Consider the following 18,432-nt stretch of genomic DNA (forward strand, 5'->3'; position numbering starts at 1 on the left):
CCGTGGCGAAGCCACCCCTTGACGGACTGCGTGTCATCGACCTGACACGCGTCCTCGCCGGCCCCTACTGCGCCATGATGCTCGGTGACATGGGCGCGGAAGTGATCAAGGTGGAAGAGCCGACGCAGGGGGACGATACCCGCGACTGGGCGCCCCACCGCGGCGGGTTCAGCACTTTCTTCCTGGGGCTGAACCGGAGCAAGAAGAGCGTCACGCTGGACCTGAAGTCGGAAGCGGGCGCCACACGCCTGCATCAGTTGATCGCGACCGCGGACATCCTGATAGAGAACTTCCGCCCCGGCAGCCTGCGGAAGCTCGGATTCGGTTACGACGCACTGGCCGAGCGGCATCCGCGCCTTGTCTACTGCTCCATCACGGGCTACGGCCATAGCGGGCCGAAGAAGGACCTTCCGGGATACGACGCCGTCATTCAGGGTGAGTGCGGACTGATGGACGTGACCGGGCATCCGGATGGTCCGCCGACCCGCGTTGGTGTGGCCATCACCGACTTTCTGGCCGGCCTCTATGCGATGAACGGCATCCTGCTCGCCCTGCGCGATCGCGATCGGACCGGCCGGGGCCAGCACGTCGACATCGCCCTGATGGACGCGATGACCTCGGCGCTCGCGCTGCCGGCCGGGATCTACTTCAACACCGGCGAGGCGCCGGGGCGCGAAGGCAATCAGCACCACTCACTGACACCCTACGAGGCCATCGAGGTCCGGGACGGCCTGGCGGTGGTGGCGGTCGGCAACCCGCGCCTCTGGTCGCAGTTCTGCGAAGCGCTCGACGCCGCCGATCTCCATGACCATCCCGACTACGCGACGAACACGGATCGGATGGCCAATCGTGAGGCGCTTGTCGCGGAACTCCGGCGCCGGCTGGCGTCGTTCACGCGCGACGAGTTGATCGGACGGCTGCGCGGGCACAACGTCCCGTGCGCGCCGGTCCGAAGTATTGCCGAGGCGCTCGAGGACGAACATCTGCGGGCTCGCGAGATGGTCGTTGACATCCCGCACGACGGATTGGGCCAGGTACGGACGCTGGGCAATCCCATCAACCTCTCCCGAACGCCAGCGGTGATCGACCGTCCGCCGCCCGCCCTCGGCGAGCACAACGCCGAGATTCTGGGTGCAAGCGACGCCGCACCCGAGCCCGATGACGCCGCGGCGCTATCCGTCAGCGACCGTCCGGACCGCCGTCGAAGGCGGTTAGACTAGGAGCATGAACATTACGCCCCTGCAATGGCGCATCGCCGGGGGCGTCGGCGCGGTCATCGTCCTCGCCATCGCCGGCTTCTTCCTGTTCGGGCCTCAGAGCGAGGATGCGACGGAACCGTCCAGCGTCACGGCGGTCGACGAGGGGCCGCCGCCGACAGATCCGCCGCCCGCACCTCCGCCACAACCGGACGAGGAGTTGATCCTGCCGCCGCTCGACGAGAGCGACTCCCTGATCCGTGAGCTGGCCACCGCGCTCGCGAGGCACCCCGGCTGGCTGGCGTGGCTGGCGACCGACAACCTGATCCGCACGTTCGTGGTCGTGGTCGACAACGTGGCCGAGGGAAACAACCCGGCCGAACACGTGCCGTTCATGAAGACGGAGCAGAGGTTCGAGGTCGAAGAGGCGGATGGTCAACTGCGCATCGCGGACACGAGTTTCCGCCGGTACGACGGCCTGGCCGCGACCGTCGATGCGCTTGACGTCAGCGGGTCGGCCCGGCTGTACGCGCAATTGCTGCCGTTGATGGATGAGGCCTACGCCGAACTGGGCGCGCCGCCCGACGTCACCTTCCACGGCACGTTCCAGCGCGCCGTCGTCCGTCTGCTCGAGACGCCGGTAATCGAGGGGCGGACGGCCGTCGCGGAGCGCGGCCCGTTCTTCGCCTACACCGATCCGGCGCTCGAGAGCCTCTCGCCGGCGACGAAGCAGTTGATGGGGGTCGGCCCCGAGAACCTTCGCACGATCCAGGCCAAGGTGCGGGACATCGCCGAGGCGATCGGGCTGACCGATCTCCCACCCGGGAGCGTCCTGCTCCGCTGACTCCTGGAATGGCGGAAGCCCTCCGGGTCGCGCTCTGCCAGGCGAACCTGACGGTCGGCGACCTGGCCGGCAACGCGGAGCGCCTCCGTGGTTGCGTCCGCCAGGCCCGATCCGAGGGGGCGGACGTTCTGGTCTGCCCAGAACTCGCCATTACCGGCTATCCGCCGGAAGACCTGCTGCTGAAGCCGAGCTTCATTCGCGACGCGGCGGACGCCGTCGAGGAACTGGCCCGCGAGGTGAGCGGGATCATCGTCCTGGTCGGCATGCCGGACGCGGCGGCGGGGGGGGCGACGGCGGCGGACGGTGGACCCCGGCGGCTCACCGGCAACGCTGCGGCGGTTCTCGCGGACGGCCGGGTCGCCGGCGTGTACCGCAAGCACCATCTGCCGAACTACGCCGTCTTCGACGAGCAGCGCTACTTCGGGCCGGGAAACCGCGCGCTGGTCCTCGACATCGGCGGCTGCCGCGTGGCGGTCACGATTTGCGAAGACATCTGGGAGCCAGGAGGCCCGGTCGACTGGGCCACCATGGCCGGCGGCGCGGAAGTCGTCGTCAATCTCTCCGCGTCACCGTACCACCGTGACAAGGGAACGGAGCGGGAACGCCTGTTCGCGCACCGCGCCCGGCAGCACCGTTGCTTCCTCGCCTTCTGCAACACGGTTGGAGGCCAGGACGAACTCGTCTTCGACGGTCACAGCCTGGTGATCGGTCCGGACGGCGGCGTGATGGCGCGGGGGCCACAGTTCGAGGAAGCGCTACTGATCGTCGACCTCGATCCGGAACACGCCCGGTCGTCCCGCGCCGGCGACGGGCGGCGGCGGACGGCGGATGCCGCCGGTCCCGTCGATACACTGGCGCTCCCGGTGCGCGATCCGCACCTTCCCCGCCCGCCGGTCGCGCCACCATCCGCGTGGAAGGCGTTGTCCGACGAGGCCGAGATCTACCACGCGCTGACTCTCGGAACCGCCGACTACGTCCGCAAGAACCACTTTCCCGGCGCGGTGCTTGGCCTGTCGGGCGGAATCGACTCTGCCCTGGCCCTCGCGGTTGCCGTCGACGCGCTCGGCCCCGAAGCGGTCACCGCGGTCTCGATGCCGTCTCGCTATACCGCAGACATGAATCGCGGCGACGCGGCGGAGCTGGCGGCGCGGCTCGGCGTCCGGCTGATGGAACTGCCGATCGAGGACCTGGCCGGAGCGTACGGCGGAGCCCTGGCCGCCCCGTTCGCCGGCACGGAACCCAACGTCGCCGAGGAGAACCTGCAGGCGCGCATCCGCGGCAACCTGCTGATGGCGCTCTCCAACAAGTTCGGCTGGCTGGTTCTCACGACTGGCAACAAGAGCGAGATGAGCGTCGGCTACGCCACGCTGTACGGCGACATGGCGGGCGGCTTCGCCGTACTGAAGGACGTGCTCAAGACGTGGGTGTACCGACTGGCGGCATGGCGCAACCGGGACGGCGAGGTCATCCCGCAGCGGATTCTGGACAAGCCGCCGACGGCGGAGCTGCGCGAGAACCAGCGCGACTCCGACAGCCTGCCGCCCTACGACGTGCTCGACGGGATTCTCGCCACGTACGTCGAGGAGGATCGCAGCCCGGTGGAGATTGAGGCTCTCGGCTTCGAACGCGAAACGGTGAAACGAGTCGTGCAGCTCGTGGACCGGGCGGAGTACAAGCGCCGCCAGGCGCCCCCCGGAGTCCGCATCACGACGCGCGCGTTCGGCAAGGACCGGCGGCTGCCGATCACCAACCGCTACGCGTCACGGGCGGGAGCCTGACCGCGTGCGGGCTCGTCCCGCAGTCGAGGTTACCTATACTGGTCGAATCCGCGCGGGAGGAACCATGCACCGAAACCGTCACTTGCCCGTTACCGCCGGACTGCTGGCTTTCATGCTTGCGGTCGTCCCGGCTGCCCCCGCTAGTGCGCAGTGGACGCCGGATCGTCTCGATGCCGACGGATCGGCGCTGCCCCGCACCCCGTGGGGCGCCCCGGATCTTCAAGGCGTTTGGAACAACTCGACGACGACGCCGCTCGAACGCCTGACCCGCGAGGAACAGGCCCAGGGGCGGGAGGCGCAGCAGGCGGTCATCGAGGCGACACGAGGCACGGGAGCGGGCTGGCTGGAGCAGGCCGGCGATATCGAGCGTGAATCGTTGATCATCGATCCGCCGGACGGTCGGATCCGGATGGCGGCGTCCGGCGTGCAGCGGTTGATCGACCGCGAGAACGCCCGCGCCGGTCGCGGCGAGGCCGACTCGTGGAGAGATCGCAACAACTGGGAGCGCTGCATCTCGCGGACCCTGCCGACCGCGATGATCCCCACGCTGTACAACGCGAACTACCAGATCTTCCAGACGCCGGACTATTTCGTCCTGGTGATGGAGATGATCCACGAGGCGCGCATCGTGCCGCTCGATGGCCGTCCGCACGCCCCGGAGCCGGTGCGGCAGTGGCTTGGCGACAGCCGCGGGCGCTGGGAGGGCGACACCCTGGTCGTCGAGACGCTTCACTTCAACGACCGGCTCGACGGCGGCGATTACCAGCCGTCGCACGTAACCCCGACCGGTCCGCGCGGGTCGGGGGAGACCCTGCGGCTGGTCGAACGGTTCACGCTGCTCGACGCCAACACCATCGACTACCAGGTGACGGTCGAGGACCCGCAGACCTTCGCGGTGCCGTACACGGCGTCCATCCCCATGCACCGGTCGGCGCCCGACGTCACCTTGTTCGAGTACGCCTGCCACGAGGGGAATCACGCCATGGTGAATCTGCTTCGCGCTGGGCGCGCCGACGAGCAGCAGGCGATCGATGCCGCGGCCCTCGTTTCGCGCCAGCGGATACAGGCGGGGCACCCCGGTGTGCGCGAGCCGGCCGTCCCGTTCGCGCCGATTCCCAGTCGACCGCGGTGATGGTCGATTGAGCCCAGGGCGAGCCCGGGGTTGTGGTATAACGAACCGAAGCTCGGCCGCTCATGGACATTTCCCGCCGGACATTCCTGAAGGCCTCGGTCACCGGGGCGGCCGCGGTCAGCGCCCTCGGCTTCGATCTCGGTCCGGCGCATGCCGCGGTCCGGCAGCTCAAGATCCGGAACGCGCGCGAATACCGCACCGTCTGCCCCTATTGCGCGGTCGGCTGCGGGACGATCGCCTACGTCCACGGCAGCGGCGGGCTGAACACGACGAACACGGTGATCCATGTCGAGGGCGATCCGGACAGCCCGATCAATGGCGGTACCCTCTGCCCGAAGGGGGCGTCGCAGATGCAGCTCGCGGTCAGTCCGCGCCTCCGTCACCAGCCGCTCATCCGCCGCGCCGGCGCGGCGGACTGGGAGGAGATCGACTGGGACGAGGCGATGGACTGGTTCGCGCGGAAGTTCAAGGATTCGCGCGACGCCTCGTTCGTCGGCGAGGACGAGGACGGCCGCACCGTCAACCGCGTCGAGGGGATTTCCTGGGTCGGCAGCGCCACCGTCTCGAACGAGGACGCGTACCTCATCACGAAGACGATGCGCGCAATGGGGCTGGTGTACATCGATCACCAGGCCCGGATATGACACAGCCCCACGGTGGCCAGTCTGGCCGCCACGTTCGGACGCGGGGCGATGACCAACCACTGGAAGGACATCAAGAACACCGATGTCATCCTGGTGATGGGGGCGAATCCGGCGGAGAACCATCCGTGCGGGTTCAAGTGGGCGGTCGAGGCGCGTGACGAGCGGGGCGCGAAGCTCCTCACCATCGATCCGCGGTTCACGCGGACGTCGGCGGTTGCCGACCGGCACCTGCAGATCCGGCCGGGGGCCGACATCGGCATCCTGGGCGGACTGATCCGCTACGCGCTGGAGAACGACCTCCACCACGCCGACTACGTCCGCGCGCACACCAACGCGTCGTTCATCGTGGGCGAGGAGTTCGGCTTCGAGGACGGACTGTTCGCCGGCTACGACGAGGCGGCGGGGAACTACGACCGCACGGCGTGGGACTACGAGCGGGGCTCGGACGGCTACGTGCGCCGCGACCTGACGCTCGAGCATCCCCGCTCGGTCTTCCAGTTGCTGAAGCAGCACTACGACCGCTACACGCCCGACGTCGTCGCCGACATCGCCGGCTGCTCGGAAGAAGACTTCCTGGCGATGGCGGAGATTATCTGTTCCACCGGAACGGCCGACCGGGTGGGAACGATCATGTACGCCGTCGGCTGGACGATGCACACCGTCGGCAGCCAGATCATCCGGACCGCGGCGATCCTGCAACTGCTGCTCGGCAACATCGGGCGTCCGGGGGGCGGGATCAACGCGCTACGCGGCCATGCCAACGTGCAGGGAGCGACGGACCATGCCATCGTCGCCGGCATCCTGCCGGGCTATCTCCGGGTGCCGACCCCGCCCCAGGAGTCGCTTGCCGCGCACCTGAGCGACTCGACACCCCAGCCGCTCGTTCCCGACACCGTGAACTACTGGGGTAACTATCCGAAGTTCTACGTCTCGCAGATGAAGGCGTGGTTCGGCGACCACGCGACGCGCGCCAACGACTTCGCCTACGACTACCTTGCCAAGCAGGGCGAGGATGCCACCTGGCTGTCCATCTGGGACAAGGCGCGCGCCGGCACGCTGGAGGGATTCATCGCGCTCGGCTTCAATCCGCTGCTGGCCGGCCCGGACGTGCCGCGGCTGCTCGACGCGATGTCGAAGCTGCGGTGGAAGGTCGTGATCGATCCGTTCATGCTCGATTCGGCCGAGTTCTGGAAGGCGCCGGGCATGAATCCGGCGGAGATCGACACGGAGGTGTTGTATCTCCCGTCGTCGCACTGGATCGAGCGGGACGGCTCGTTCACCAACAGCGGCCGGTGGGCGCAGTGGAAAGAGAAGGCGGTCGATCCGCCGATCGGCGTCCGATCCGACACCTGGATCCTCTCGGATCTGTTCTGGCGCGTGAAGGAGCTGTACCAGGAAGAGGGCGGCGCCTGGAACGACGCCATTCAGCACCTCACCTGGGACTATCTCAATCCGCGCGAGCCGACCATGGAGGAGCTCGCCAAGGAGATCAACGGCTACGATCGGAACTCCGGGCGCCTGCTCTCGTCTTTTGGCGAGTTGCAGGACGACGGCTCGACGACGGCCGGCAACTGGATCTACACCGGCAGCTTCACGGAGGCGGGCAACCTGATGCAGCGGCGCGGCACGTCGGATCCGACCGGCCTCGGCATGCACCATGACTGGGCGTTCAGTTGGCCGCTGAATCGGCGCGTTCTCTATAACCGCGCGTCGGCCGACGCGGAAGGGCGTCCGTGGGATCCGGCGCGGGCCGGCATAGCCTGGAACGGCCGCGAATGGATCGGCGACGTTCCCGATTTCGGCCGGACGACGCCGCCCGATGCGGCGGGGGCGTTCATCATGACCGAGGAGGGGGTGGCCCGGCTGTTCAGCACCGACTACCTGGCGGACGGCCCCTTCTCCGAGCATTACGAGCCGGTGGAGAGTCCGTCGCCGAACGTGCTGCACGACGGCGTGCCGGTCAATCCGGTAATCCGGTGGTATGACGGCGTGCGCGAATCGCTCGCCGCGACCGGAGATGCCGAGTTTCCTTACGCCTGCACCATCTACCGCGTCGTCGAGCGCGAGCACTTCGTCACGTCGAACGTGCCGTACCTTGTCGAGACGATGCCCGACTTCTTTGTCGAGGTGCCGGAGGGACTCGCCGCCGAGAAGGGGATCCCGAACGGCAGCCGCGTGCGGGTCTGGTCGAGACGGGGCGAGGTGGAGGGAACCGCGATTGTCACCAAGCGGATCAAGCCGCTGCGCGTGAACGGCCGGGTCACCTGGACGATCGGCATCCCCGTCCACTGGGGCTTCGTGGGCCTGACGCAGGGGTCCATGGCGAACCTGTTGACGCCGTTCATCGGCGATGCGAATACGCGCTGTCCGGAGTTCAAGGCGTTCCTGGTGAACATCGAGCCGGCCGGCGGCGCGGCACGGGTGGAGACGTAGTGCAATGGCCGATAGCCTGACAATCCGTCGCGTCTCCGCGAGCCCCGACGCCTTCATCCCGATCGACTCGCTCCGCTCGGGCGCACCCGCCTATGCCAAGCTCATCGACATCTCGAAATGCATCGGCTGCAAGGGCTGCGAGGTCGCCTGCAAGGAATGGAACGACCTCGGCGTCGAGCCCACGGCGAACTTCGGAAGCTACCAGAGCCACCGGGATCTGACTCCCAAGACGTGGCTGCTGATGCGGTTCAACGAAGTCGAGATCGATGGCAACCTCAACTGGCTGATCAAGAAGGACGCCTGCCTCCACTGCGAGGAGCCGGGTTGCCTGTTCGCCTGCCCCGCGCCCGGCGCCATCGTGCAGTACACGAACGGCATCGTCGACTTCAACCAGGAGAACTGCATCGGCTGCCAGTACTGCGTTACCGGCTGCCCGTTCGACATCCCGCGCTTCGACGCGTCGACGCGCAAGGTCTCCAAGTGCAACATGTGCATCGATCGGGTGGAGTCGGGGCTGGAGCCGGCGTGCGTGAAGACCTGCCCGACGAACGCGATTTCCTGGGGCAGCAAGAGCGACATGCTCGCGCTGGCCGACAAGAAGATCGAAACGCTCCGGTCGCGCGGCTATGCGAACGCCGCCGTCTACAACCCGGCGGGCGTCGGCGGCACGCACATGATGTACGTCGTCCCGCACGGCGACCGGCTGGAGGACTACAGCCTGCCGTCCGATCCGACCGCGAGCCCGGCGCCGATGACCGCGCTTGGTTTCCTGAAGCGGACCGGCGCCTGGCTGATGGGCTTCAGTGTGCTGGGCGCCCTGGTCCACTTCGTGCGGTACGGACCGGAGCGTGTCGACGAGGAGCACGATGGCGAGTGACCGCCTGCTGCATCGTTTCTCGTTCACCGAGCGACTGGTGCATTGGGTGGTCGGCGTCACCTTCGTCCTGCTGCTCGCCACCGGACTCGCCTTCGCGCATCCGCCGCTCTTCTTCCTGACCGCCCTGCTCGGCGGCGGCCCCGCCGCGCGCGTGCTGCACCCCTGGGTGGGCGCGCTCTTCAGCGTTGCGATGCTCGCCATGATCTGGATCTGGATCCGCGACATGTTCCTGGACGCCGCCGACCGCCGCTGGCTCCGGGCGCTGCCGGCGTACGTGACGCGCGACCGGGAGCACGTGCCGCCCGCGGGAAAGTACAACGCCGGCCAGAAGCTCTTCTTCTGGTCGCAGTTCGTCTTCGCGGCCTTCTTCCTGCTGAGCGGCATTCCGCTCTGGTTTCCGGCCGGCTGGGAGTCGTCCACGCTCCAGTGGATGCGCCTGACCCACTACGCGGTGACCCTGGGTGGCGGAGTCGCTCTCGTCGTCCATGTCTATCTCGGCACCCTTGCCTACCCGGGCACTGCGCGCAGCATGATCGACGGCAAGGTTACCGAGCGCTGGGCCCGCCACCACCACCCGGCGTGGAAACCCGAAGAGTCGCCCCGGACGTAGGCGCCTAACGCTCGTGGCGTCCGATCCGGTCTGGAACCTCCGCCGCGCGCGGGCCGACACACTCCGCGCCAGGCACCCGCCCGCTGCCGAGCTGCTGGGGTTCTACGCCGACCTGCTGGCGCTGCAGGAGTCGATCTACGGCGAAGTGCTGCATTCGTCGTGGCCGACGGTTGACGTCCAGGGGGCGCGGCTTCGGCTCGACCGCCTGCCGGAGCGGCAGACGACCTGGGTCTTCGACAAGTTCATTCGCGCCCTGCCGCCGTCCGCGACACCGGTGCTGAAGGCGATCGCCGAGCGGCTGGCCAACGACCGGGATCTTCGCCACGACCTGCTCGTGACCTGGATCGGCCGCCGCCCGCTGGAGGAGATCGCCGACGGTCTCGACTGCGACGCCGCGCCGCTGGAGTTCTTTCCGCGCGCCTTCCTGCAGCCGTACGCCGAGGCGCTCCGGGTTCGCGCGGGTGTTGCCGCTACCGACGCCAAGATGCTCACGCCGGCCGCGTGTCCCCGCTGCCAGTGCCGTCCCGTGGCCGCCATCCTGAGGGACGAGCCGGAGATCAAGGGCCGCAAGACGCTCCTCTGCTCGCTCTGCGCCGCCGAATGGGCGTTTCCAAGGAGCCGCTGCGTCGCCTGCGGAGAGGAGGCGCCGGACCGGCTTCAGTCCCACGTGGCGGAGGCGTGGACGCACATCCGGCTGGAGGAATGCGCGTCGTGCGGCACCTACCTCAAGACCATCGACCTGAGAGAATCGGGCCTCGCGGTTCCCGTCGTCGATGAGCTCGCCTCGGTAGAGCTGGACCTTTGGGCGGCTGAACGGAATCTGACCAAGTACCAGCCCAACCTCTTCGGACTCTAGCAGCACATCTATAATGCGGCGTTCATGGACGCGTTCATCTACGGCGGCGCCCGCACGCCGTTCGGCCGGCACGCCGGCGCGCTCGCCGCGGTGCGGCCCGACGATCTGCTCGGCGACCTGATCGCCACCGTCGTGGATCAATCGCCGTTCGACGGCGCGGCCTTCGAGGACGTGATCGCGGGTTGCACGAATCAGGCGGGGGAAGACTCCCGGAACGTCGCCCGACGGGCCGGACTGCTTGCGGGCCTGCCGATCGAGGTGGCGGGAATCACCGTCAACCGCCTCTGCGCAAGCGGGCTGGCCGCGGTCGTGGATGCCGCGCGGGCGGCGACGTGCGGGCAGGGAGACCTGTTCCTGGCCGGCGGCGTCGAGAGCATGAGCCGGGCGCCGTTCGTGATGGGCAAGGCGGATCGGGCATATTCGCGGCAGTTCTCGCTCTTCGACACGACCCTGGGCACGCGCTTTCCGAACCCGCGCGCGACCGCCGCGTACGGCGACCACGCGATGTTCGAGACGGCGGAGGAAGTCGCGGCGGATCTCGGGATAACGCGCGAGGCGAGCGATGCGTTCGCCGCCGCGTCGCAGGCGAAGTACGCGCGGGCGAAGGCGGAGTGCTTCTATTCCGAAGAGATTCAGCCGGTGTCCGTGCCGTCGCGCCGCCGTGCGACGCCTCCGGCGACGGTTTCCGAGGACGAGCATCCGCGGCCCGGCGTCACCGTCGACGCGCTCGCCGCCCTTCGGCCGCTTGCCGACGGCGGTGTGGTCACGGCCGGGAGCGCTTCGGGCATCAACGACGGCGCCGCGGCGTTGATTGTCGGCTCCCGCGCGGCGGGCGAGCGGGCGGGCGCCGCGCCGCTCGCGCGGATCGTCTCGGCGGCGGCGGCCGGCGTCGAGCCGCGGGTCATGGGACTCGGGCCGGTTCCCGCCTCCCGCAAGGCCCTGGATCGCGCCGGTCTCACCCTCGCCGACATGGACGTGATCGAGATCAACGAGGCGTTTGCCGCCCAGGTGCTCGGCTGCCTCGCGCAGCTCGGCCTCTCGGCGGACGACAGCCGGGTCAATCCGAACGGTGGCGCCATCGCGATCGGCCATCCGCTCGGCGCATCCGGCGCGCGGCTCGCCTTGACGGCGACGCGTCAATTGCGGCGCGCCAACGGCCGTTACGCGCTGGTGACACTGTGCATCGGTGTCGGACAGGGGCTCGCGGCGGTTCTGGAGCGCGCCGCCTGAGCCCGCCCGATGGCTGGCCGTCACGTTCGTCTGATCGCTCTCGCCGTCATCTATCTCCTCGTCGCGCACGTCCTGCCGCCGCCCGAGGGTGTCGACCCGCAGGGGTGGCGCATCACCGCCATCTTCTTCGCGACGATCGCGGGCTTGATGCTGCAGCCGCTGCCCGGCTCGCAGGTCGTCCTGCTCGGCATCACGGCGCTCGTGCTCGTTGGCCGTGTCCCGCTCGAACGTGCCCTGACGGGCTACGCGACCGCGTCGGTCTGGCTGGTCCTGGCCGCGATGCTGATGTCGCGCGCGTTGCGCGACTGCGGTCTGGCCCGGCGCATTGCGCTGTGGTTCGTCCGTGCGATCGGCCGGACGTCACTCGGCCTGGCGTACGCGCTCCATCTCACCGACCTGACGCTTGCGACCGGGGTGCCGTCAATCACGGCGCGCGGCGGCAGCATCGTCTTCCCGATCGCGCGGAGCATTTCCACGCTGTATCAATCGGAGCCCGGTCCCACGTCGTCGCGCCTGGGCACCTTCCTGATGACGTCGATGTACCAGACCAGCGGCATTGCGTCGGCCATGTTCTTCTACAGCAGCGCCGCCAACCTGCTGATGGGCGATCTGGCGCGCCAGGTCGCGGGCATAGAGATCACCTGGGCGAGCTGGTTTCTCGCCGGCCTGGTCCCCGGCGTCGTCTCGAGCGTGCTGATTCCGCCGCTGATCATGCGCGTGCTGCCGCCGGAAGTGCGCAGCACGCCGGCCGCGCCGGAGTTCGCGCAGAAGGAACTGGACAAGCTGGGGCCGGTCAAGGGTGCGGAGGCGGTGGTCGCGGCGGTCTTCGTCGGACTCATCGGCTTCTGGGTTCTCTCGTCGTATGTCGACTGGCTCTCGGCCGGTCTGGTGGCGCTCGTCGGGATGGGCGTGCTGTTCGTGTCCGGGGCGCTTACCTGGAACTCGGCGCTGAGTGAACGATCCGCCTGGGACATATACGTCTGGTACGGCGGACTGATAACGATGGGCGGCCTGCTGAACGAGAGCGGATCGACCGCGGCGTTCGCCAGCTTCGTCGGAGGGTGGCTTGCCGGCATTCCCTGGCTGGCGGTGCTGGTCGTGGCGCTCGTGCTCTACTTCTACGCCCACTACTTCTTCGCCAGCACGACGGCCCACGCGCTGGCCCTCTACGGTCCGTTCGTCGCACTGCTCGCGGGCGCCGGCGCCCCAGTCGCGGTGGCGGTCTACGCACTGGTCTATCTGAACAACCTGCAGGCGGGACTGACCCACTACGGCACAACGACGTCGCCCATCATCTTCGTCGAGAAGTACGTCAGCTTCGCCGACTGGTGGCGGGCCGGGTTCATCGTCTCGCTGCTCAACCTGGCGGTCTGGCTGACGGTCGGCATCGCATGGTGGAGAATGCTGGGGTTGTGGTGATGAGAGCTAACGGCAGGACGGCGGCCATCCTCATCGTTGCGCTGGCCGGGGCGGCATGCGGGGCGGAGCAACAGCCGGCGGAAGCGCCGGCGTCTGGCGCGGGCAGCCGTGATCCCGTCGCCGAGGGTCCGCTGGATCTTGCCATCGCGGGCGGGCGGGTGATGGATCCGGAGAGCGGCCTCGACGCCGTCCGCCACGTCGGCATCCGCGACGGCAGCGTCGCGGTAATTTCCGAGACGCCGCTCGACGCCGCCGAGACGATCGATGCTGACGGCCTGGTGGTCGCGCCAGGCTTCATAGACCTGCACGCGCACGGCCAGGATCCGGCGAGCAACCGCTTTCAGGCGATGGATGGCGTCACGACGGCGCTCGAGCTGGAAATAGGCGCCTTCCCCGTCGACCGTTGGTACCGCCGTCGCGGCGGGGCGTCGCTCATCAACTACGGCGTCACCGTCAGCCACCAGGGTGCGCGCCGCTGGGCGACCGGCAGCGTATTCGCCCGCAGCAACGACGACGGGACGTTCTCGCTGGGCGAGAGCGGCGACGACACGCTCTATCGCGCCGTCACCGCCGACGAACAGGCGAGGCTCGACGAATTGATGGAGCGCGGGCTCCGCGACGGCGGCCTTGGTTTCGGCTTCGGACTGAGCTACACGCCCGGCGTCGCCCACGACGAACTGCTGCATCTGTTCGAGGTCGCGGCCGGTCATGGCGTGCCGTCGTTCGTCCACCTCCGCTCCTCCGGCGACTTCGTGCGGGGCGGCACGCTGGCGCCGTTCCAGGAGGTAATCGCCAACGCCGCGATCACCGGTGCGGCCCTGCACATCGTTCACCTCAACAGCAGCGCCGGCTCCTCGGCGGAAGCCGCGGTGGCGATGGTGCGGGGGGCGCGCGAGCGGGGAGTCGACGTCACGATGGAGGCGTACCCGTATACGGCGAGCGCGTCGCTGATCGAATCGCCGTTGTACGACTCGTGGGAAGGACGTCCCGCGTCGGCGTACCAGTCGCTGCAATGGGTGGAGACCGGGGAGCGGCTCACCCCCGAGACATTTGCCCGTTACCGCCGCCAGGGAGGCTGGGTAATCGGACACGGCCGCTCCGAGGAGCTGAATGCCTGGATCGTCGCCCAGCCGGACGTCATCGCGGCGAGCGACGGCATTCCGTTCAGCGAAGGGCGAGCCCATCCGCGCGGGGCGGGGACGTTCGCGCGCATCCTCGGACATTACGCGCGCGACGAAGGAGCGCTTTCGTTGATGGACGCGCTCCGCAAGATGACGCTCCTGCCGGCCCAGCGTCTGGAGGCGATGGCGCCGGTGATGAGCCGCAAGGGGCGTGTGCAGGTCGGCAGCGACGCCGACCTGACGATCTTCGATCCCGAGCGAATCATCGACCGCGCCACCTACGAGGCCCCGGATCAGTACTCGGAGGGGATAGCGCACGTGCTGGTCGGAGGAGAGTTCGTCGTGCGGGATGCCGTGCTGCTGGAAGACGCCGCGCCGGGCCGCCCCATCATGGGCCGACACCTGGAGAGCGATACTCCTCCGTAGGAGCTTGCGCGCCGGCAGGGCATGCGCCCGCGCTAGCGAAGCTTCCAGCGCTTCCGAGGACGTGCAGCCGGTCAGAGCGCGGGGCGACGCTCGCCGACGCGGGTCGTCTGCTCGAAGGCGTGGGCAAGCTGCAGGACGGCGAGGTCGTCGTGCTGGCGGCCGACAATCTGAACGCCAATCGGCAGGCCGTCGGTGGTGAACCCGCACGGAACCGAAATCGCCGGCAGGCCGAGGACGGAGATGACGCTGCACGACCCCATCCAGTCGACATAGGTGTTCATGGCGACGCCATCGATCTCGGTCGGGTATTCCTGCTCGATATCGAACGGGGGCAACTGCGCGACGGGAAGGACGAGGAAGCGGTAGCGTTCCATGAAGCGCCGCGCGTTCTCCAGCAGGGTAGTCCAGTCGCGCATGGCGGCGGCCACTTGCGGGCCGCTCAGGCGGCACCCCTCTTCGATGTTCCAGACGACCGTCTCCTTCATCAGGCCGCCGTGTTCATCGAGCAGCGAGCCGTAGCACAGCTCGAAGTACCACGCGCGCCAGGTTGCGAACACGTCGGCTGCCCCGGCGAGGTCCGGTTCCGCATCCTCGACGTGACATCCGATCCGTTCGAACGCTCCCCGTTGCGCATCGACGACGGCGGTGACACGCGGATCGAAGGGCAGTCCGGCGAGCCGCCGGCTCCAGGCGATCCTCACGCCGACCCCATGTTCACCATCGTTCCCGTTACCGTCGAGCGCGCCGCGCCCGATCGGCGGCCGGAATCTTGCACCCGGCTCCGGCAGCGATAACGGCGCCCGCGCATCCGGACCGGCGATGGCGCTCAGCATCAGGGCAACGTCGCCGACCGTCCGCCCCATCGGTCCCTGCACGCCCATCGGAAACCAGGCGGCCTGACTTGGCCATATTGGCACGCGCCCCGGCGATGGACGGAAACCGACGACATTACAGAAGCTGGCGGGGTTTCGAAGCGAACCGCCCAGGTCGCTGCCATCGGCCAGGGGCACCATTCCGGCCGCAAGCGCCGCCGCGGCGCCACCGCTGCTCCCGCCGCACGTCCGCGTCGGATCGTAGGGGTTTCGGGTAGCGCCGAAGACCGCGTTGAACGTCTGCGACCCGGCCCCGAACTCCGGCGTGTTCGTCTTTCCGATGGTAATTGCGCCCGCCGCGCGCAACCGCTCGACGATCAGGGCGTCGGCGTCCGGCACGAAGTCGGCGAAGATGCGGGAGCCGAACGTCGTCCGGATTCCCTTCGTCCAGATGAGGTCCTTGTGCGCCACCGGCAGGCCGTGCAGCGGGCCGAGCGCGTCCTCCCGCGCGACCGCCGCATCTGCCTCTGTCGCCGCCCGCCGCGCCTCATCGGGCACGAGCGTTACGATGGCGTTGACGGTGGAATTGACTGCCTCAATGCGCGCGAGGTGCGCTTCCATCACCTCGACCGCGGAAACCTTGCGGTCCGCGATCATGCGCGCCAGATCCGTCGCGTTGCGATACCAGAGGTCCGAGTCGGCCGGCATCGCGCTAAGCTACTACGGTTGCACGTTGCCGGTGATCAGGGAGTAACAGAATGGTCAGCATGTTGAACGGACGATTCGGCGTGGGAGTCTTGGTGCTTGCCGGGTTGGTCTCGGCCGTGGCGGCGGCGCCGGAGGCACCGATAGCGGCGCAGGTGTCGCGTACGGTGACTGCGGCGCAGGTGGAAACGTGGATGACCGAGCTCTCGAACTGGGGCCGCTGGGGCGACGACGACCAGCTGGGCGCGGTTAACCTGATCACCCCGGAGAAGCGGCGTTCCGCGCTGGCGCTCGCCACCGAGGGAGTTTCGGTTTCGCTCTCCCACAACTACATCACCGAGCGCGCCGCCGACGCGACGTCGCCGATCGGCTACGAAATGCTCGGCCCCGACCGCCCCGGCCCGTTCCGGAGCGACCGCTACACCTTTGCCTACCACGGCTACGCCCATTCGCACCTCGATTCGCTCTGCCACATGATGCACAACGGCCGGATGTACAACGGATTCGTCCGGGACGACCATGTGACCGCGGCCGGCTGCGCGCGCCTCGCCATCATCAATTACAAGCAGGGGATCCTCAGCCGGGGCGTGTTGATGGATATCGCGCGCCTCAAGGGCGTCGATTACCTCGAGCCGGGCACGCCGATCTATGCCGAAGATCTGGAGGCCTGGGAGCGGGAGGCGGGCATTCGTGTGGAGCCTGGCGACATCCTGTTCGTTCGCAACGGCCGCTGGGCGCGGCGCGCGGCGATGGGGGCGTGGGCGCTGAACGAACAGTCGGCGGGCCTCCACGCGTCGGCTGCTCCCTGGCTGCGCGAGCGGGGGGTTGCGATGATGGGGGCCGACGGCACGAGTGACGTGCTCCCGTCGCAGGTGGAAGGCGTGACACAGCCGATTCACCAGCTTGCCATTGTGGCGATGGGCATCCCGCTGTTCGACAACCTCGATCTCGAGGCGGTGGCGGAGGAGGCGGCGCGCCAGAATCGCTGGGAGTTTCTCCTGGTGGCCGCCCCCCTTGCCATGGACGGGGGCACCGGTTCGCCGCTCAACCCCCTCGCGATCTTCTAGCAGCCCGCTCCGTAGGAGTTTCGTGCCAGCGAAACTGCCAACGCGCCGCGCACGGTGCGCTTTCGCGCCAGCGAAACTGCCAACGCGCCGCGCACGGCGGGCGGCCTACCGGGCGCCGCCGCCACCCGTGGTCGTATCCAGCGAGAACGGATCCGGCGCGCGCCCCGCGGCGAACTCCTGTTCCAGGATCCGGTGGCCGATGAACATCGCGGCCAACCCGTAGTTCCCCTCGTGGCACCGCGGCTCGTAGTAGATCCGATTCTGCTGGTCGCTCTGACGCTTCAGCTCCTGCCGGACGGTCCACGGCGCCGTCCATACGGTCGGATCCTCGATGGTCACCTCGTAGGTGAGCGTGTCGGCGTCGACCACGGTGTACCGCTCGACGAGCCTCCGGTTCACTGAAGAGGCGCGAAACGGAAACTTCGGGGAGAAATTGGCGGTCTCAATGACCAGCGTGCCGCCCTCCCAGCGCCCCCGCGAGTCGCCGTGGCGAAGACGCACGCCACTGGGTGGGTGGGCCCCGCTCAGATTGACGATGCGCTGGTAGCCCTGACCCTGTCCCGTGTCGTAGGCGATCGCGACGGCGTCCTCGCCCTGGACGATGCGCCGGTGCCCGTTGAGGTCGGGCGTGGCGCCCAGCATGCAGCGATCGCCCAGACTCTGATCTTCGGGTCCGTCGTGGCGGTTCATCCGTAACGTGTTGTAGAAGGGCGGGACGTCGAACCGGCGCGGGGAAACCGGCCCGTATTCTCCGCCCTCGCAGCCGGGCGCCTGTTGCTCGCAGGTCGGCGTGTTCCGCATCAGCATCACCCGCCATTCGCGCTTGATGTCGGCTTCCCGCTGCGCCTCCGGGGTCAAAGCCGGGATGCGTCCGTTCGGCGGATCGACGACCAGCGACGTGCGCGGCCCGGCCGGCTTCACCGAGGTGTACACGCCGTTGTAGGCCCCGGATACGTCCTGCGGGCTCCCGCGCGGACCGCGGCGGTTACGCCCGGGGTCGAACCTCCGCGCGTCATCGCGGGCGGCTCGCTCCTCAGCGGTAGCGAACTCTCGATCGCCCAGCTCGGGCGCCCGCTCGAGGGGGGTGTCGTAGACGTCCAACCAGATCCCCTCGAGGTTCGGATGTCCCCATGCGGTCGTGCCAGTCGCCTGGCCCAGCGCGGGAGCCGCGACGAGGGTGAAGACCACCAGGACAGCGGCCTGCGTTAGCGCGATACCGAAGGAACCGAGCAGTTGGCGCTTCATGTCCCGACCTCCTCGAACGGCCGCCCGGTGGCCCGCG

The 18,432-nt window shown here is 68.6% G+C and carries 14 protein-coding genes; 12 read left to right on the plus strand and 2 right to left on the minus strand.

Annotated features, from left to right (window positions below; all coding sequences use genetic code 11):
- Window positions 1-2: 2 nt before the first annotated feature.
- The 11 genes from F4Y45_15495 to F4Y45_15545 all read left to right on the plus strand — a co-directional run bounded on the left by F4Y45_15495 (window position 3) and on the right by F4Y45_15545 (window position 14,566).
- Entirely contained in the window at window positions 3-1,220 is a 1,218-nt protein-coding gene (locus F4Y45_15495; GenBank protein MXY25908.1) for a CoA transferase, read from the plus strand.
- Window positions 1,221-1,224: 4 nt separating this feature from the next.
- Window positions 1,225-2,040 carry a DUF3014 domain-containing protein gene (locus F4Y45_15500; GenBank protein MXY25909.1) on the plus strand — a complete coding sequence of 272 codons (816 nt, stop codon included), beginning with the start codon at window positions 1,225-1,227 and terminating at the stop codon, window positions 2,038-2,040.
- An 8-nt stretch (window positions 2,041-2,048) separates the two neighbouring features.
- Window positions 2,049-3,818, plus strand: coding sequence for an NAD+ synthase (locus F4Y45_15505; GenBank protein MXY25910.1), 1,770 nt, complete (start codon window positions 2,049-2,051; stop codon window positions 3,816-3,818).
- Between the two features lie 64 nt (window positions 3,819-3,882).
- Window positions 3,883-4,950 carry a hypothetical protein gene (locus F4Y45_15510; protein ID MXY25911.1) on the plus strand — a complete coding sequence of 356 codons (1,068 nt, stop codon included), beginning with the start codon at window positions 3,883-3,885 and terminating at the stop codon, window positions 4,948-4,950.
- A 62-nt stretch (window positions 4,951-5,012) separates the two neighbouring features.
- Entirely contained in the window at window positions 5,013-8,027 is a 3,015-nt protein-coding gene (gene fdnG / locus F4Y45_15515) for a formate dehydrogenase-N subunit alpha (protein ID MXY25912.1), read from the plus strand.
- A 4-nt stretch (window positions 8,028-8,031) separates the two neighbouring features.
- Entirely contained in the window at window positions 8,032-8,904 is an 873-nt protein-coding gene (fdxH, locus tag F4Y45_15520; protein ID MXY25913.1) for a formate dehydrogenase subunit beta, read from the plus strand.
- Window positions 8,894-9,514, plus strand: a complete 621-nt coding sequence (locus F4Y45_15525) for a formate dehydrogenase subunit gamma (GenBank protein MXY25914.1) — start codon at window positions 8,894-8,896, stop codon at window positions 9,512-9,514. The genes fdxH and F4Y45_15525 overlap by 11 nt, the downstream gene beginning before the upstream one ends.
- A 13-nt stretch (window positions 9,515-9,527) precedes the next feature.
- Window positions 9,528-10,370, plus strand: a complete 843-nt coding sequence (gene fdhE, locus F4Y45_15530) for a formate dehydrogenase accessory protein FdhE (GenBank protein ID MXY25915.1) — start codon at window positions 9,528-9,530, stop codon at window positions 10,368-10,370.
- Window positions 10,371-10,394: 24 nt separating this feature from the next.
- Window positions 10,395-11,600 carry a 3-oxoadipyl-CoA thiolase gene (locus F4Y45_15535; GenBank protein ID MXY25916.1) on the plus strand — a complete coding sequence of 402 codons (1,206 nt, stop codon included), beginning with the start codon at window positions 10,395-10,397 and terminating at the stop codon, window positions 11,598-11,600.
- Window positions 11,601-11,609: 9 nt separating this feature from the next.
- Window positions 11,610-13,019 carry a DASS family sodium-coupled anion symporter gene (locus tag F4Y45_15540; GenBank protein MXY25917.1) on the plus strand — a complete coding sequence of 470 codons (1,410 nt, stop codon included), beginning with the start codon at window positions 11,610-11,612 and terminating at the stop codon, window positions 13,017-13,019.
- Window positions 13,019-14,566 carry an amidohydrolase family protein gene (locus F4Y45_15545; protein MXY25918.1) on the plus strand — a complete coding sequence of 516 codons (1,548 nt, stop codon included), beginning with the start codon at window positions 13,019-13,021 and terminating at the stop codon, window positions 14,564-14,566. The genes F4Y45_15540 and F4Y45_15545 overlap by 1 nt, the downstream gene beginning before the upstream one ends.
- Window positions 14,567-14,637: 71 nt before the next feature.
- Here F4Y45_15545 and F4Y45_15550 read toward each other — a convergent pair whose 3' ends face one another.
- The gene (locus F4Y45_15550; GenBank protein MXY25919.1) at window positions 14,638-16,086 is read right to left on the minus strand and encodes an amidase; all 1,449 of its coding nucleotides are present in this window, start codon (window positions 16,084-16,086) and stop codon (window positions 14,638-14,640) included.
- Window positions 16,087-16,145: 59 nt separating this feature from the next.
- Between F4Y45_15550 and F4Y45_15555 the strand changes: the two genes are divergently transcribed.
- On the plus strand, window positions 16,146-17,150 hold the full coding sequence (locus F4Y45_15555; GenBank protein ID MXY25920.1) for a cyclase family protein: 1,005 nt from the start codon (window positions 16,146-16,148) through the stop codon (window positions 17,148-17,150).
- Window positions 17,151-17,255: 105 nt separating this feature from the next.
- On the opposite strand, the gene F4Y45_15560 is transcribed toward F4Y45_15555, so the two are convergent.
- Complete coding sequence (locus F4Y45_15560; GenBank protein MXY25921.1) at window positions 17,256-18,395, minus strand: hypothetical protein; 1,140 nt, start codon at window positions 18,393-18,395, stop codon at window positions 17,256-17,258.
- Between the last annotated feature and the right edge of the window lie 37 nt (window positions 18,396-18,432).

This window comes from Acidobacteriota bacterium, assembly GCA_009838525.1.
GTDB lineage: Bacteria > Acidobacteriota > Vicinamibacteria > Vicinamibacterales > UBA8438 > VXRJ01.